Annotated in this window: 19 protein-coding genes; 18 read left to right on the top strand and 1 reads right to left on the bottom strand. The window is 23.7% G+C overall.

What is annotated here, in order from left to right; genetic code table 11:
* Positions 1-4: 4 nt before the first annotated feature.
* From KHD59_RS01015 to KHD59_RS00975, 9 genes are all read left to right on the top strand, one after another.
* Positions 5-433 (top strand): hypothetical protein, encoded by a 429-nt coding sequence (locus KHD59_RS01015; RefSeq protein ID WP_193622091.1) that lies wholly within the window; start codon positions 5-7, stop codon positions 431-433.
* Positions 434-488: 55 nt separating this feature from the next.
* On the top strand, positions 489-1,163 hold the full coding sequence (locus KHD59_RS01010) for a hypothetical protein (protein ID WP_193622090.1): 675 nt from the start codon (positions 489-491) through the stop codon (positions 1,161-1,163).
* A 151-nt stretch (positions 1,164-1,314) separates the two neighbouring features.
* Positions 1,315-2,364, top strand: coding sequence for a [citrate (pro-3S)-lyase] ligase (gene citC / locus KHD59_RS01005; protein WP_193622089.1), 1,050 nt, complete (start codon positions 1,315-1,317; stop codon positions 2,362-2,364).
* Positions 2,365-2,477: 113 nt separating this feature from the next.
* Positions 2,478-3,422, top strand: a complete 945-nt coding sequence (locus KHD59_RS01000) for a rhodanese-related sulfurtransferase (RefSeq protein WP_004995441.1) — start codon at positions 2,478-2,480, stop codon at positions 3,420-3,422.
* A gap of 127 nt (positions 3,423-3,549) precedes the next feature.
* The gene (rplU, locus tag KHD59_RS00995; RefSeq protein WP_004995444.1) at positions 3,550-3,876 is read left to right on the top strand and encodes a 50S ribosomal protein L21; all 327 of its coding nucleotides are present in this window, start codon (positions 3,550-3,552) and stop codon (positions 3,874-3,876) included.
* 12 nt (positions 3,877-3,888) lie between these two features.
* Positions 3,889-4,209, top strand: coding sequence for a ribosomal-processing cysteine protease Prp (locus tag KHD59_RS00990; RefSeq protein WP_004995446.1), 321 nt, complete (start codon positions 3,889-3,891; stop codon positions 4,207-4,209).
* A gap of 15 nt (positions 4,210-4,224) precedes the next feature.
* Positions 4,225-4,524: a 50S ribosomal protein L27 gene (gene rpmA, locus KHD59_RS00985; RefSeq protein ID WP_004995447.1), complete on the top strand. Its 300-nt coding sequence runs from the start codon at positions 4,225-4,227 to the stop codon at positions 4,522-4,524.
* 346 nt (positions 4,525-4,870) lie between these two features.
* Positions 4,871-6,154: a GTPase ObgE gene (gene obgE / locus KHD59_RS00980; protein WP_213680409.1), complete on the top strand. Its 1,284-nt coding sequence runs from the start codon at positions 4,871-4,873 to the stop codon at positions 6,152-6,154.
* 42 nt (positions 6,155-6,196) lie between these two features.
* Entirely contained in the window at positions 6,197-6,829 is a 633-nt protein-coding gene (locus tag KHD59_RS00975; protein ID WP_193622143.1) for a hypothetical protein, read from the top strand.
* A gap of 62 nt (positions 6,830-6,891) precedes the next feature.
* Here KHD59_RS00975 and KHD59_RS00970 read toward each other — a convergent pair whose 3' ends face one another.
* Positions 6,892-7,548: an adenylate kinase family protein gene (locus tag KHD59_RS00970; RefSeq protein WP_213680408.1), complete on the bottom strand. Its 657-nt coding sequence runs from the start codon at positions 7,546-7,548 to the stop codon at positions 6,892-6,894.
* 528 nt (positions 7,549-8,076) lie between these two features.
* On the opposite strand from KHD59_RS00970, the gene rpsD reads away from it, so the two are divergent.
* The 9 genes from rpsD (at position 8,077) to rsmH (ending at position 16,941) form a co-directional block, all read left to right on the top strand.
* Positions 8,077-8,682 (top strand): 30S ribosomal protein S4, encoded by a 606-nt coding sequence (gene rpsD, locus KHD59_RS00965; RefSeq protein WP_004995462.1) that lies wholly within the window; start codon positions 8,077-8,079, stop codon positions 8,680-8,682.
* 117 nt (positions 8,683-8,799) lie between these two features.
* On the top strand, positions 8,800-8,997 hold the full coding sequence (locus KHD59_RS00960; RefSeq protein WP_004995466.1) for a hypothetical protein: 198 nt from the start codon (positions 8,800-8,802) through the stop codon (positions 8,995-8,997).
* A gap of 29 nt (positions 8,998-9,026) precedes the next feature.
* Positions 9,027-11,471: a magnesium-translocating P-type ATPase gene (mgtA, locus tag KHD59_RS00955; RefSeq protein ID WP_215905405.1), complete on the top strand. Its 2,445-nt coding sequence runs from the start codon at positions 9,027-9,029 to the stop codon at positions 11,469-11,471.
* 39 nt (positions 11,472-11,510) lie between these two features.
* A complete protein-coding gene (locus tag KHD59_RS00950; RefSeq protein WP_193622206.1) occupies positions 11,511-12,290 on the top strand; it encodes a diadenylate cyclase in 780 nt (259 codons plus the stop codon).
* A gap of 306 nt (positions 12,291-12,596) precedes the next feature.
* Positions 12,597-12,872 carry an acyl carrier protein gene (locus KHD59_RS00945; protein WP_004995480.1) on the top strand — a complete coding sequence of 92 codons (276 nt, stop codon included), beginning with the start codon at positions 12,597-12,599 and terminating at the stop codon, positions 12,870-12,872.
* Between the two features lie 11 nt (positions 12,873-12,883).
* Complete coding sequence (gene leuS, locus KHD59_RS00940; protein ID WP_213680407.1) at positions 12,884-15,337, top strand: leucine--tRNA ligase; 2,454 nt, start codon at positions 12,884-12,886, stop codon at positions 15,335-15,337.
* A gap of 74 nt (positions 15,338-15,411) precedes the next feature.
* Complete coding sequence (gmk, locus tag KHD59_RS00935; protein ID WP_238120243.1) at positions 15,412-16,044, top strand: guanylate kinase; 633 nt, start codon at positions 15,412-15,414, stop codon at positions 16,042-16,044.
* Between the two features lie 20 nt (positions 16,045-16,064).
* Positions 16,065-16,301: a DNA-directed RNA polymerase subunit omega gene (rpoZ, locus tag KHD59_RS00930; RefSeq protein ID WP_238120241.1), complete on the top strand. Its 237-nt coding sequence runs from the start codon at positions 16,065-16,067 to the stop codon at positions 16,299-16,301.
* Positions 16,302-16,341: 40 nt separating this feature from the next.
* A complete protein-coding gene (gene rsmH / locus KHD59_RS00925) occupies positions 16,342-16,941 on the top strand; it encodes a 16S rRNA (cytosine(1402)-N(4))-methyltransferase RsmH (protein WP_054598484.1) in 600 nt (199 codons plus the stop codon).
* The last annotated feature ends 445 nt before the right edge of the window (positions 16,942-17,386 follow it).

Raw genomic sequence — 17,386 nt, 5'->3', positions numbered from 1 at the left:
AATTTTGTTAAATAAAAAGTGGGATATTTTTAGGAAATATTTAATAGATAGTAAATTTTGGAAACAGTCATGGTTTATTATTTTAATTTATAGTGTTAATTTTTTAGGTTTTTTATTGATTATTTCATGGAAATTAAATAATAGAACTGTGTATCAATATAATCAAATAAATTTTTCTAATGTTTTTGATCTTCATAAAATATATCAATTTCAAATTAATGATCGACAAGAATTAGAAGAAACTATTATTTTTTTAAAATCTATGTTTCTTGGTATTATTAATGGCATTTGTTTTATGAGTTTACGAAGAGGCCTTTTAGGAATTACTTTAGGTACTTTTATTGGAGCATTTTTAGGTCTGAGTGTAGGTATGATTTATCCATCAATTATTTATTTTTTGGAATTAATTTATAAAGGAGTTTTTAAAGTTTAAAAAAAATAATATTTAATTACGAGAATAGTTTTGAAAAAGTAATTAATATTTTTTTATGTTTATGCGCTTGTTGAATAATTGTATATTACGTAAAGTTGTTTTAGTAAGTTATTTTTTATCTTTAGTGATTTTTATAGATTTAGTCTTTGGAAAAGTTTTAACTTCATTTTTACACTTGCCCTTGGGTGGCCAATTATTTAAAATTTCTTTAGTGATTTTGTGTTTATCAGGTATTTATAATAGTTTTTTAATTCATTTATTAATTTGTTGTTTATATGCTGTTTTTCATTTAATAAAAAGTTATAATTTTTTCATCTCTTTAAATCAAATTTTCTTATTGAATAAAATCCAATTATTTATTTCGTGTATTTTTGATTATATTTTACCGGATTTATTAATGAGTTTAGTAGGAGTTTTTATTAATAAAAAAGTGTTTATTACTAAAAATAAAAAAAATATTTTTTTTGGTTTATTATTGGTATATTCTTTAAGGAGTTGTTCTTTTTTTATCTCCAGTTATTGGGTTTATGCCAATATGCAATTATCTTTAAGCAATGTATGGTATGATTGGTTTTTTAATTTATTTCATGTGAAAAATGTTAATAATCAAATATTATTAATTTGTTTGACTTATTGTTTAGGAATTTTTATTATTAATTTTATTTTAAGTAATATCTTATTGTTTTTTATATTATCAAAAATTACTTATTTTTTTGATAAATATTTATAAAATTTGCTTTTTTAGTGTTAAAATAATTAGTATAGTTAAATTAAATTTCTTTTATTATTTTTGTTGAATAGATTTAATATTAAGAAATATGTTTTGTACCTAAAATATAGACACTTATTTGAAGAGGTGATTAGATATTTGTTATTATCAAATGCCAAAAATTGTTACTGAAAAAGATATTAATGAAATATTATCTATTCAAAAATTATTATTTCAAAACGGCTTAACAAATGATTTGGTTCATGAATATGTTATAATTAAGAATTTAAATGATAAATTAATCGGAGTAGTTGGTCGATATTATAATAATATTCGATGTTTAGCGGTAGATCCGGAATATCAAGGTTATAATTTGTCTAATGCATTAATTAGTTATATTATCAAAAGAATTTATCAAGATAATTTTAATGAAATTTTTGTATTTACAAAACCTGTTAATTTTGCTATTTTTAAATACTTAGGTTTTAGAATGATTTATTGTAATGAAGAATTTGGTTTTTTGACTAATAGATATGATTGTTTTGAAGAATATTTATCTTATTTATCGGATTTACGAAAAAATAATATTAAATCTAATTTCAAGAATATCTCTGCTATAGTTATGAATGCTAATCCTTTTACTAAAGGGCATCAATATTTAGTTGAAACAGCATCTAATAACAGTGATTTAGTTTATATTATTATGGTTAAAGAAGATGTATCTTTATTTTCTTATAAACAACGTAAAGAAATGGTAAAATTATTTACTGAAAATATTAAAAATGTTTTTATTGTTGAAGGTAGTAATTATTTAGTGTCTAGAAATGTTTTCCCTTCTTATTTTTTATCATCTCCGGAAAAAGTGATTCGTTCTCAAATTATTTTAGACACGCATATTTTTAAAAATTATATAGCTCGCAATTTAGGTATTAAAAAACGTTACGTAGGAGAAGAACCGTTTTCACCTACAACAAATTTATATAATGTGATTATGCAAGAAATTTTGGTTAAATCAGAAATAGAATTAGTAGTTTGTCCTCGATTAATGTGGGATTTTAAGCCGATTTCGGCAACACAAGTTCGTAAATTATTTATTACAGGAAATTTTAAAGATATGAAAAATTTAGTACCTACGACTACTTTAAAATTTTTGCAAAAATTGAATTATAAAAAATATGCTCAAGATCCTAAACTTTCTAAATTGATTGATAAAAGTTTTTAACTATATTTAATTAAAAGATTTAGGTTATTAAAATTTAAATAATTCATAAATGAGTTATTATTTTATACACATATACTTATATTTTTTTTAAAATAAAGGAATTATTAAATACTATGGTATCCAATAACAATCAAATTGATGAAAATATTTATCAAGTTATTTTATTTTATAATTATACTTATATTAAAAATCCTCAATATTTATGCGATATACATCAGAAATTTTGTATTCAAAATCAATTATTAGGTAGGATTATTATTTCCGAAGAAGGTATCAATGGCACTTTATCAGGTTTAAAGAAAGATATTAATTTGTATATGCAATTTTTATTACAAGATGATTGCTTTTCTAAAACTGAATTTAAAATAGATTCAGTTTATGGACATGTTTTTCCAAAACTTTCTGTTAAATATAAAAAAGAAATAGTATCTTTAAAGTTAATAAATGATATTTTTCCTAAAGCTAGTCGTTATGTTGAACCTAAAGAATTTTATAATTTATCTCGAAAATCTGATATTATTTTATTAGATGCTCGTAATAATTATGAAACAAAACTTGGATATTTTTTAAATGCTATTTTGCCTGATATTAATAATTTTCGAGAATTACCTTCTTGGATAGATAAAAATTTATTTTTTTTTAAAAATAAAAAAGTTTTAACATATTGTACTGGCGGAGTGAGATGTGAAAAATTATCTGTTTATTTACAACAAAAAGGGGTTTCTGAAGTTTTTCAACTAAAAGGAGGGATTATCAAATATAGTCAAGACAAGGAAATTCAAGGTGATGGATTCCAAGGTAGTCTTTATGTTTTTGATAAAAGAATTTCCGTTAGAGTTAATAAAAAAAGGCATTCTATTGTAGGTAAAGATTTTTTTGATCAAACTCCTTGTGAAAGATATATTAATTGCGCTAATCCTGAATGTAATAAGCAAATTTTATGTAGTTTAGCGAACGAAATAAAATATTCAGGTAGTTGTTGTCTTCTTTGTCGACAACATATTAATAATCGTTTTAATCGCGAAAATAATAAAAAAACTATAAATGTTAATTTTTAATTATGAATAAATGATTTTATAATATTTAGTAATTAAAATAATATGCTAATTTATTTTAATTATATTGAAATGATGTTAAGGAAGATAATTTCGATGAAAATCGATTTAATAAAGAAAGAGGTTATTTATGGATAAATTTGCTATTGTTGCTAATGGTAATAAACAATTTCAAGTTACTTTGAACCAAGAAATTTTTACAGATAAATTACCAGTACAACCAGAAGAAATTTATGTTTTTAGAAAAGTTTTAGCTATTCATTCTGAAGGCAATTCTATTTTAGGTACTCCTTGTGTTGAAGGAGCAACAGTAGAAGCTAAAGTTATTAAACAAGGTAAATCCAAAAAAATTATTGTAGCAACTTATAAAAGAAGAAAAAAGTACCGTTGCAAAAAGGGACATCGACAGTTATATACGAAACTTTTGATTACAAATATTAATTTTCCTAAGTTATGATATGTCAATTATATGATTGAATGTTGTATACGATATAATAACGAAAGTATTACTGCTATTTTTGTAAAAGGGCATGCGCAATATTCTGGTTTACATGATATAGTTTGTTCTTCGGTATCTACTGCTATTATAGTTACAATTAATGCTATTGAATTGTTAGACTTAAATAATAAAATTAGTTTTAAATTAAAAAAAGGTTATTTTAAATTAATTTTATTAGAATCTAATTTAATAGTGAATAAATTATTGCAAAATTTAAAATATACTTTAAAAGATTTAAGTCAACAATATCAAAATTGTTTGAGAATTAAATTAATTAAAAATACAAATTAAAAAAGAGGGTTTGTTATGTTAAAGTTAAATATTCAATTATTTGCAACTAAAAAAGGTGTTAGTTCAACGCGTAACGGTCGTGATTCGCATTCTAAATCTTTAGGGGCTAAATTATCAGATGGTCAATATACAAATGCCGGATCTATTATTTATCGTCAAAGAGGAACTAAAATAAGACCTGGAAAAAATGTTGGCATTGGTAAAGATGACACTTTATTTTCTCTTATCAATGGTTTTGTGAAATTTGAAAAAATTCGTATTAATAAAAAACAGAGAACTTGCGCATCGGTTTATGATAGTGTTTTAAAAAAATAATTTAATTATTTAGATAAAAACGATAATTATATAATTATGTTATTTAAAAAAGAAGATAATTATAAGTTTATAAATTTTTACTAGAATAATAAATTATTTTAAATTATTACATAGTTTTTAATTTGTTTGTACAACATTATAAGATGTACTTACTAGAATAAATATAACTATATTAAAAATTTTAAAAGTTTTAATATTTTTTTAAATATAAATATCATAATTAATATACTTTGGCATTTGCTGATTTGGTTTTGTAGGAGTATTATTTTGAGATATATAATGAAAAAATCAATTTTATTATTAATTTTAGCTAATCTATTTTAATAAATTAATTTAGGGATTGATTATGAATTTTGTTGATGAAGTTATAAATTATGTTAAAGCTGGCGATGGAGGATGTGGTAAAGTCGCCTTTAGAAGAGAGAAATATGTCCCTTATGGCGGCCCTTCGGGAGGAAACGGGGGTCACGGAGGATCTGTTATTTTTATTGGAGTTTTAGGAGAAAATAATTTATTTAAACTTCAATATCGTAAAAAAATTAAAGCTTTAAATGGATATAATGGCGAAAATAAAAACAAAAACGGAGCTAATGCTCCTGATTTATTTGTTGAAGTTCCTTTAGGTTGTTTAATTTATAATCACGAAAATAATCAATTAATTGGAGAAATTTTAAAAGCTGGAGAACGTTTAGTAATTGCCCGAGGTGGTAAAGGTGGTAAAGGTAATTTTGCCTTAGCTAGTCATTCTAATCCGGCTCCTTCATATGCTGAAAAAGGGGATTTAGGCGAAAATATTATTATTAGAACAGAATTAAAAATGTTAGCGGATGTAGGTTTATTAGGTTTTCCTAATGTAGGTAAATCTTCTTTATTAGCTGCTTTATCTAATGCTAAGCCAAAAATAGCTCCTTATCCTTTTACAACTTTAACACCTTATTTAGGAATGGTTTTTGATAAAAAATTAAATTTTGTTATCGCCGACATTCCTGGTTTAATCGAAAATGCTTCTTTAGGCCGTGGCCAAGGTATTCATTTTTTAAAGCATATTGAAAGATGTAAATTATTATTACATATATGCGATGCTTCAAGCAATGATATTTATTCAGAATATTTATTGTTAAATAAAGAGTTAAAAAATTATCATATTAATATGTTGAAAAAACCTCAAATAATAGTGATCAATAAATCAGATTTGCCTGGTTTTCATAAAAATTTTATATTTTTATCCGAAAAATTAAAAGATAAAATGATTATTCCTATTTCTGCTATTAATTATTCAGGTTTACAAGAATTAAAAAAAACTATTATAGAACATTTACAAAAAAATGATTTATATAATCACGAAATTATTAATGATGATATACAAGAAAAACGAATTTTTACACTTAATGAACCGGCTAAATTTATTATTTCGCAAGAAAATAACGGATGTTTTATAGTTACTGGCAATTATATCGAAAAATTATTTCATAGAACAGATTTTAATAATCACGAATCGATAAGTCGTTTTTCTTATATTTTAAAAAAAATAGGAGTGGAAGAAGAGTTAAAAAAAAGAGGAATGAAGCCTTGCGATCAGGTGAAAATTGGAAATTATATTTTTGAATTTGTAAATGAGAAAAATTTTTAAATAAATAGCGCATTTATAAAATCAAAAAGGAAAATTATACATATGAAAAAACTTAAATTATCAGCGTTAGAACAAATTATTTTTTTAGCTTGTTTATCATCTTTATCTTTAGTTTTAGATTTGATTTTTAAAAAGCTGTTCGCTTCTTATGCTCTATTACGTTTTTGGAATTCTATTATTTGGTTAGATGGTTTTAAATTAATACCTTTATTTTTTATTCCTTTAGTTAATAGAAACTATTTTTGGGTTTTTATTTCGGTTTCATTAATAGAAATTTTTGGATTTTGCTTTAGAGGAACGATTTATCCTTATAATCCTTTATTAACTTTGTTTTATGGTCTTTGTTTAGGTATTGGACCTATTTTATTATTATCAAAATGTTGTAAATCATTTTTTTCTGTTTATTGGAGATTAAGTTTGATTTGTGCTTTATATTTTATAACATCAATCTTATTAAATCTATTTTTTTTAGATTGTATTTTTTATAATAAAAGTTATGGTTATCTAAATAATTTTTATTTTCACAATAGATTTATTAAAAGATTTTTATCACCTTGGATTTATTTCCGTTTCTTATCAGTTTTTTTCTTTTCTGGAATTTTAACTTATATTTATTTAACAATATATCGACAATTTTTATCATTTTATCTCATTAATAAAACAAAAATATTATGAATATTAAATTATATTAAAATCTATTTTTTTAATTGATCTTTGTCTTTAAAATATTATTCTTTTTAATATTTGGAAAGTTTTTGTAATAAAATTTTTGTTACATCATTAATAGACATATTATCATCATCAATACGAATTTCTAAAAGTTGATTTTGTTGACGGTATTGTTCTATCAAAGGATAAGTTTCTTTTTGATAAATGGCTAAGCGTTCATTAAAGGTTACTAAATTATCATCTTTTCTTTGGATTAAAATAGTATTATCTTTGTCGCATATTCCATTCTTTTTAGGTTTTTTTGTTTCTAAATGATAAATTTCTCTACATTTTGGACATATTCTTCTTCCTAAAATTCTTTTTTGTAAAATTTTTATATCAGAATTAAAATAAATTACTTTTGTTAGAATGATATTTTGTTGTTGAAAGAAGTTGTTCAAGAAAATAGCTTGTAGTGAATTTCTAGGAAAACCATCCAAAATAAAACCTTTTTTATTTTCATCTTTTAATAAATTTTCTTTAATCATGGCATTAGTTATGTAATCCGGAACCAAAAAACCTTTTTCGATATATGAATTAGCTGATTTTCCTAAATCCGTATTTAATTGTAAATTTTTTCTGAAAATATCTCCTGTCGAAATATGTGGAATGTTAAAATATTTAGATAAAATTATCGCTTGTGTTCCTTTACCAGTAGCAGGCGGGCCTATTAATATTATATTCATTCTATAACCTTTCTCATTTGGATAGTATTTAATTAAGGAATTAATGTATTAAATTCATTTTTAATGTTTAAATGATGATATAAATTTATATTTATATTTTTAGTTTAAAAATATATTATATTTGGATTTAAATTAATGTTTAATGAAAAATTTTACCTTGGCATCAAACAAAATGTGCTTATTAAGGTTTTAAATATAATTGTTTTATATAATTTCATAAAATTTACAATTAAAATGGAAAATGATAAACACTAAGTATTTATATCACATAAATTCACTAATTTCAACAATATTAATATTTATGTTGTTTTAAAATATAAGATATATTTTTTAAATTTTTATATTTGATTATATAATGAAGATTTTTATTATTAAATTAACTATTTGCTTGACTATCTTTTGGTTTTATCATAAAATATATGGTATATAGTGTTGTATTGATTAATTTATATGTACGTTAATTTTTATCGGAATAAATAAATAATAAAATATCACTAGTAAGTGAATTAAAAAAAAGGAGCATTGTGGATGTCTACCGCGAAACCAATTTGGAAAAAATCACGTTTTTTAAATTTTTCTTTAACTGGAACAGGAAAAGAATTATTACGTAAAAAGGATCATTTTAATTTAAGCAAAAACAAAAAAAGAAAAAACAAATTAAGCGATTATGGATTGCAATTACAAGAAAAGCAAAAAGTTCGTTTCACTTATTGTATGTCTGAAAAACAATTTAAGCGATTTTTTGTTAATGCAGCAAAATTTAAAGGTTCTCATGGGGAAAATTTTTTGAAATCATTAGAATCTCGTTTAGATCGAATTGTTCATTTATTAGGTTTTGCTAAAACAATTTTACAAGCTAGACAATTAATTTCTCATGGTCATATTTTAGTAGATAGTAAAAAAGTTGATATTAGCTCTTATATTGTTAAACCAGGTCAAAAAATTACTTTAAAAGAAAAATCTAAAAAAATAAAAATAGTTTCTCATTGTTTAGAAACATTAACTAATAATAAAGTTGATTATGTTGTTTTAGATAAAAATTCTTTAATAGGTAGTTATGTTAGATACCCTTACAGAAATGAGTTTTTAACAGATATAAATGAGCAATTAATTGTGGAATATTATAATAGATAAAATTTAGATAAAATTTAATATTTTAATTAACAAATAATTAATAAATCATGTTTGACTAATTTAATATATTTATTGAAATGGAAAATTTTACTTTATTTAGGGAGTTATATAATAGAAATGAAGTTACCTTTTAGAAAAAGTTTTTTTTCTAACGCGCATTTTCTTAAGAAAGTTAGTAACCAGAATATCAATGAACTTTTAATCCATTTATCTTCTAGTCTTAACGGTTTATCTTTAGAGGATATTGATGAAAGAAAAAAAAATAATGTTAATATTTTAAATAAAAAAAAAATTATTATTTTGTCAAAATTATAAGAGTTTTACTAAATCCTTTTAATTTTATTTTGTTGTTTTTATTAATTTTTTATTTTTTTAAAGATATTTATTTAGCTGAATCAGAAATGAGAGATTATGCTACCTGTTTAATTGTATCGGTGATTTTATTAGTTTCGAATTTTATGCATTGGTTGCAAGAAGCTAGATTTTCTGGTGTAATAGATAAACTTAAAAAAATTGTTTCTTTAACTGCTTCTGTAAAAAGATCTGGTCAAATTTTTAAAATACCTTTAAATGAATTATTAGTTGGAGATATAGTTTTATTATCGGCTGGAGATATTATTCCTGCAGATATTAGATTATTAGAAACTAAAGATTTTTTTGTTAAAGAAACGACTTTTACAGGGGAATCTGATGCAGTAGAAAAAAACGCTTTTTCTAAAAAAAAATCTACCGATCTTTTGGATGATCCTAGATTAGTTTTTATGGGGACTAATGTTATTTCAGGTTATGCTGTCGGAATTACGGTATTAACAGGTTCAGATACTTATTTAGGTAATTTACATAAATCTTTAGATCAAGAAAAAACCTATTCTAGTTTAAAAAAAGGTATTAATTCTATTGTTAAAATATTAATTAGTTGTATTTTAATTTTATTTCCTTTAATTTTTTTGTTAAATTGGTATAAATGTACAGAAAAATTTATTTTTTGGAATGTTTTTGCTTTTGCTTTAAGCATGATTCTGGGAATTACACCTGAAATGTTACCTTTAATTGTAACAACTTCTTTTATGAGAGGAGTTGCTTTTCTATCCAAATATAATGTTATTGTAAAGAATTTATATTCTATGCAAGATTTTGGTTCTATAGATATTTTGTTCTCTGATAAAACAGGAACTTTAACAGAAGATAGTGTTGCTATTGAAAATTTTTTAGATATTAATGATAAAAGTAATTTTAAAATTTTGCAATATGCTTATTTAAATAGTCATTTTCAAACAGGTTTGAAAAATGTTATAGATAAAGCAATTATTGATAAAATGCATATGAATTTCAATTTTGATTCTCTTTTTATAGAAAATTTTATTAAAATTGATGAAATACCGTTTGATTTTAAACGTCGAATTATGACTATTTCTCTTCATAATATTCTTGAAGATTACTATTTAATTATCAGTAAAGGAGCGATTGAAGAAATATTAAATATTTGTGATTATGCTGAATCTATTGATCCGATAACTAATCAATCTCAAATATTAAACATTGATAAATCTAAAATTTTAAATTATGTTTCCCATTATAATCAATTAGGATTTCGTGTAATCGGAGTTTCTTATAAACTGATTAGAAAAAATCATAATTCTACAAATAATAATGATGAACATATAGAAAATAATATGATTATGTTGGGTTTTTTAATTTTATTAGATCCTCCAAAAATTAGTTCTGCAGATGCTGTTTTAGCTTTAAAAAGTTGCGGCGTAGATGTTAAAATTTTGACCGGTGATAATGAAGTTTTATCTAAAATTATTGCCAGTAAAGTTAATATTCAATCTACAGAATGTTTATTAGGTTCTCATTTGATCGAAATGAGTGATGAACAAATTTATAAAAAAGCTTGTTATACTAGTATTTTTGCTAAATTATATCCAGAACAAAAAGCTAGGATTATTAATATTTTTCGTCAAAAAGGACATATTGTTGGTTTTATAGGGGATGGCATTAATGATGCTATCGCCATGAAAGCCGCAGATTTATCTATTACTGTCGATTCAGGAGCTGAGGTTGCTAAAGAATCAGCAGATGTTATTTTATTAAATAAAAATTTAACTGTACTAAAAGATGCCATTTTAGAAGGTCGTAAGAATTATATTAATATGTTAAAGTATATTAAATTCACTTTAGCTTCTAATTTTGGTAATATTTTAAGTATTTTATTAGCTTCTTATTACTTGCCTTTTATTCCTTTTATGCCAATTCAAATTTTGTGTTTAAATTTAATTTATGATTTATCTTGTTTGGTATTACCTTTTGATGATGTAGAACCAATTTATTTACATAAAAAATCTCGCTGGGATAGTCGTAATATTTGTTTTTTTATGATTACCTTCGGAGTATTAACTTTTATTTTTGATATTTTGTTTTGTTCCAGTTTGTTATGGAATTATGGTATTTTTTCTTCTAATAATTGGGATTGCGATAAAATTAATTTATTTAGAGCAGGGTGGTTTATTTTTTCAATTTGGACTCAATTTTTGACTATTTTGTATCTTAGAACTCCTAATTTTTTCAAAAATTGGAAAAAAACTATTTATATATTTACATTTCCTTTTTTTGCTGGCATGTTAGCTTCTTATTTGCCTTGTATAAATTTTTTATCTAAAAGATTATATTTTAATAATCCTTTTGATCAGGGTTATGTGGTTATTTTAGGAAGTTTTTTAGTTTTGTATTGTTTGTTTTTATTTTTAATTAAAAAAATATTTTTGATAAATAAATGTGATCTTTTGTAAGGTGATATTAAATTTTATCGAATTTGATGGGTGCGCGAAATGATTTATTGGCAAGATATTTTGAATATATTATTGTTTTGTGTGACTACTGCGTTTTTATGTTATGTTTCTTTAAATATTTTTTTTAGTAAATATGAAGTTCTTAAGATAGTTTATTGTTTTTGTTTAGGTATTTTATTTGTTTATTTTTTAAAATTTTTTTTAGAAAAATATAATAGTTTTCAACAAATTAGAATTTTTTTAGAAAAAATTAATATTTATAATGTAATATTAAATTTTGTTTTGATAGTGCCTATTATTATTAAAGCTCCTTATTTACGGTTTTATATTCAAAATTGGTCCGGCTTCTGGAATAGAAAAAAAATGATAGTCATGGGTAATAAAAATACACAAAATCAAATTTTAAAAGCTGTTTGGTTCATGTCAGAAAAAAAAATTGGTTCTTTAATTACTATTGAAAAATACAATACCTTAGAACAATTTGCTCAAAAATCTATTTTTATTGATGCTAATGTTTCTTATGAATTGTTAATTAATATTTTTATGCCTAATACACCTTTACATGATGGTGCTGTGATTATTCGTGGTAATAAAATTTTATCCGCTGGAACTTATTTTATGTTATCTGATAATCAACATTTTGAAAAAATTACAGGTTCTCGGCATCGCGCAGCTTTAGGTATTAGCGAACATACTGATAGTATGACTATTATAGTTTCTGAAGAAACAGGTGATATTTCTATTGCTGTTGATGGAATTATGTTATTAATGAATGATCGTAATAAATTTCAGGAATATTTAACTATGTTTATGGGTTAATTTTTGTTAAATTTTTTTATTAAAATTATGTGTTTAAAAAAATATTATTTTAACTTTTGATAAACTAAATTATTTACATATCGTATTTATAATTAGTTTTTTTTATTAAATGAAACTTTTTTAGTATAATTGAAGTAAAGTTTTTTTGAATTGGAACATTTTGATATGAATTAATTCAACATTTTTTGATAGTTATTTTTTATTTATTGTATTATAATAATTTAATTATAAATTTATGTTAATAATAGTTATTCTTGATATATTTATATTTTTTTTATAAAATAAATTTTATATATGGAGTGAATCGTGTTTAATAAAATTAAAAAAATAATTGCAGAGCAATTATCAATTTCTGAAGATATAATCACATTAGAAACAAAATTAAAGGAAGATTTAGGTATGGATTCTATTGATGCCGTTAATTTAGCAATTCAATTAGAAAAGATTTTTGATATTAAAATTAGTGATGAACAATTGCAACAATTTAAATTAGTCAAAGATATTACGGTTTATATCGAATCTAACTTTTCTGGATGTCTAGATGAAAATAAAATTGTTGAATCTAAAAAAAATCGGAGTTAAAAAAGTTTTTTATGTTAGTTTATGATTTTCGCAGTATTGAAGCTAAATGGCAGTTGCATTGGGACGAACAACAAACTTTTAAAACAGATATTGATTATAATAAAAAAAAATTTTATTGTTTAGATATGTTTCCTTATCCTTCTGCTCAAGGATTGCATGTGGGACATTTAGAAGGTTATTCTGCTAGTGATATTATTAATAGATTTTTCAGAATGCAAGGTTTTAATGTTTTACATCCTTTTGGTTGGGATTCCTTTGGTTTACCTACAGAACGTTATGCCGCTCAAACAGGACAACATCCTGCTTATGTAACTTATCAAAATATTGCGAATTTTAAAAAACAAATTAAATCGCTTGGAAAAGGTATTGACTGGAGTAGAGAATTAGCTACTTCTGATTCTTATTATTATAAATGGACTCAATGGATTTTTAAAAAACTTTATCAAAATCAATTGGCTGTTTTGCAAGATGTTGAGGTTAATTTTTGCCCTAATTTAGGGACAGTATTGGCTAATGAAGAAGTTATTTCGACTCCTGAAGGTATTATATCGGAACGCGGTGGTCATCCTGTTTTTAAACGAAAAATGAAACAATGGGTTTTAAAAATTACTAAATATGCAGATAGACTTTTGAATGATTTGTCATTATTAGATTGGCCTACATCTATTAAAGAAATGCAAATTAAATGGATTGGTAAAACATCAGGTTTTATTTTTTATTTTCCTTTATTGATGAATAATGCACAATATTTATCAGTTTTTACCACTATGCCTCAAATGATTTTTGGAGTTAGCGCTTTAATCTTAGCTCCTGAACATCCTTTGGTATCGCTTTTAACTACTGCTGAAAATCAAAGCAATGTTAATGATTATTTAAGCAAAACTCAACGCAAGAGTAATTTAGAACGAGATATCAATAGAGAAATAACTGGAGTTTTTACTGGTAGTTATGCTATTAATCCCTGTAATAAACAAAAAATTCCTATTTGGATTTCTGATTATGTTTTTATGCATTTTGGTACAGGAGCTTTAATGTCGGTTCCTTTATACAATCAAAAAGATTTTGTTTTCGCTACGAAATATAATTTGAACAAATATATTATTAAATATTGTAGTTCTTGTTGTCATTTATATTCAGAAATAAAACTAATCAAAAAACCATGTTTGCAAACTAGTGGTACTTTCATTAATAGTGATTTTTTAAATGGTTTAGATGAAAATTTGGCTAAAGAAAAAATTATGGATTTATCTATTAAAAATAAATGGGGAGAACCATTTAATACTTATAAAATTCATGATTGGTTATATTCTCGTCAAATTTATTGGGGAGAACCTTTCCCTGTTTATTATGATGAAAATAATAAAATTTATTTAATGTCTGATCACGAATTACCTTTAGAATTGCCTGAAACAGATAAAATAGAATATTTATATAAAAGCGAATCTCCTTTATCTCAAATTGATTCTTGGTTGTACTTTTGTAAAAACGGCAAAAATTATAAACGTGATTCTAATACTATGCCACAATTCGCAGGTAGTTCTTGGTATTATATAGGTTATATTTTGAAAAATTATTTAAGTATGATACCTATAAATACTATGGAAGCTAAAAAGTTATTAGATTATTTTTTACCTGTAGATATTTATATAGGCGGAGCTGAACATGCTCATGGTCATTTAATTTATGCTCGTTTTTGGTGTAAATGTTTATATGATTGGGGATTAATCTCTACTCCGGAACCTTTCTACAAATTAATTAATCAAGGTATGATTTTAGGTAATGATAATTTAAAAATGAGCAAATCTAGGGGTAATATAGTCAATGCATCAGAAGTTTTAGATACTTATGGAGCTGATGTAATAAGACTTTATATTATGTTTTTAGGCCCTTTAGAAGAGAATAAATCTTGGTCAGGACAAGGTTTAAAAGGTATTCAACGTTTTTTAAATCGTATTTATAATATTTTTGATAAATTTACTATTTGTGAACAAGCATTTACATCTTTAAATAAAATTACACATCAAACTATTCGAAATGTTACTGAATATTATAATAAATTTCAATTTAATAAAGTTATTAGTCAATTAATGATTATGACCAATCATATTTATCAATATGAAAAAGTAGATCGTTTTCAAATTCGAATTTTATTACAATTACTTAATCCTATAGCTCCGCATATTACAGAGGAATTGAATCAAATTAAATTAAATTCCAAAGAAGAATTGGTGTATTCTTCGTGGCCAAAATATAATATTTCTATATTAGAAGAGAAAGAAACTACTATTATTATTCAAATTAATGGTAAAATGAAATCTCAGTTATTGATTCCTTTTGATACAGATAAATCTGAAATTTTAAAAATTGTTGAAAAAGATGAAAAAATTTTAAGATTTATTAAAAACAAGAAAATTATTAATACTATTTATGTAAAAAATAAATTATTAAATATAGTTTTAATATAGATTTAATTCGATTTTAATTAATAAATAAAATTTTACTTATAATTTTTTGAGAAAGAATGGTTGTTTTATTATTTATGAAATTAAACAAAGAAGGGATGTTGATAATTATTTCGGGACCATCAGGAGTAGGTAAAGGAACAGTTAAGAAATTATTATTAGATAGAATTAAAAATAATTTAGTTTATTCAGTTTCTATGACTACTCGAGATCCGCGAATAAATGAAAAAAATGGAAAAGATTATTTTTTTGTTAGTAAAAAATTTTTTGAAGATAAAATTAAAGAAAATTATTTTTTAGAGTATAACGAATTCATTGGTAATTATTATGGTACTCCTAAAATTAAAGTAATCGAAGAATTAAAAAATAATAAAGATGTCTTGTTAGAAATAGATGTTCAAGGTGCTTTAAAAATTAATCATAATTTTATTAAAAGTAAAAGTATTTTTATTTTTTTAGCTCCTCCTTCTATTTCGATTTTACAACATCGCATTAAATGTCGCAATACAGAATCTTTACAAACAATTAACGAACGTATTGATAAAGCGCGTCAAGAATTATTATTAATTCAAAAAATCAAAAAGTATGATTACATGATTATTAATGACCAATTAGATGAAACGGTTAATATTATCATGTCTATTTTAGTCGCAGAGCGTGTAAAATTTAAAAGGATGATTAAGTCTTATTCATCTAAAATTTTAATTTAAAACTATATTTAAGAAAGGTTATGAAGTTAAAGATGCTTTCAAATCAAAAAAAAGGTTTTTCCACTTCTTCTATCGATGATTTATTGAAGTGTATTGATTCTAAATATAAATTAGCTTATGTTGCTGGTAAAATTGCTCATGTTCTAGAAACTAAAGACGAAAATTATAAATCCCAAATTAAAGGTAAAAAAATTGTTAGTAAAGCTTTATCAGAAATAGTTAATCAAAATTTTAGAATTATTTTTATAGAAAATTAAAAAAAGTTGTTGCTGTCATGATTGATGAGGTTTTATAGAATTGTTAAATAAAAATCATATCCCTGTTATGATTAGGGAAGTTGTACAATATTTGAATATTAATTCTTCAGGAGTTTATGTTGATGCTACTTTAGGAATGGGTGGTCATAGCAATGCTATTTTAAACAAACTTGTTGACGGTACTTTATACTCGTTTGATCAGGATATTCAAGCTATTAGACAATGCCAAAAAAGATTTATTAATTATAAAAATATTTTTTTAATAAATAAAAATTTTTCTTTTTTATATGATGAATTATTAGCTCGTAATGTAAATAGGATCGATGGGATAGTGTTTGATTTAGGTCTATCTTTGTTGCAAATCAATGATAATGAAAGAGGTTTCAGTTATTTACGTAATAATATATTAGATATGAGAATGGATTGTAATAACCCTATTACTGCTCAATATATTCTAAATAATTATTCTTTAGAAAATTTGCAAAATATTTTCCAGATTTACGGAGAAGAACCAAAATCTCGTTCAATTGCTAAAGAAATTATTAAAAATAGACCATTTTATAGGACCGCTGAATTAGTTAATATTACAGATAAATTTAAGAATCCTTATAATAATCGTGGGGGCGCCAAAGAGGCCTAAATTTCTTGCTATCTAACCAATAGTCAGGGCTGATAAACCTTGAAAGGATATGGTCGGTCTAACTAACGAAAGTAGGTTAGATTAAAGCAGACCATAAAAGCGGGTTGCGACGAAAGCAAATTAGTCAAGATGACTCCGCCACCGAATAATTCGATGGAGAAGCCTGTAATGGCCTAAGAAGGAAAATTGATGTAATTATTAAACCTGTTCCGGAAGTTGCTTAAACGGACAGTCCAGAGTCTATCGACATAGTCCACGAATGTTGGATAGTTTATCAAAGAAAGAAACCTGGAATCAGCCTCCAAAAGAGGGCACTTCCCCTAAAGAATTAAGGTAGAAATTTAGTGTAACTTGGAGAATCCTAAAACTAAGTAATTAAATTTACTAATCAGGAAATAAAAGCTCTGATAGTCAAGGGTAAAGAATCTTTTTAGTAGTCATAAGG

Source organism: Sesame phyllody phytoplasma (assembly GCF_018390775.2).
In the GTDB taxonomy this organism is placed as follows: domain Bacteria; phylum Bacillota_I; class Bacilli_A; order Acholeplasmatales; family Acholeplasmataceae; genus Phytoplasma; species Phytoplasma australasiaticum.
The sequence above is the reverse complement of the archived record's forward strand: the minus strand, read 5'-3'. Positions and strand labels throughout refer to the sequence as shown.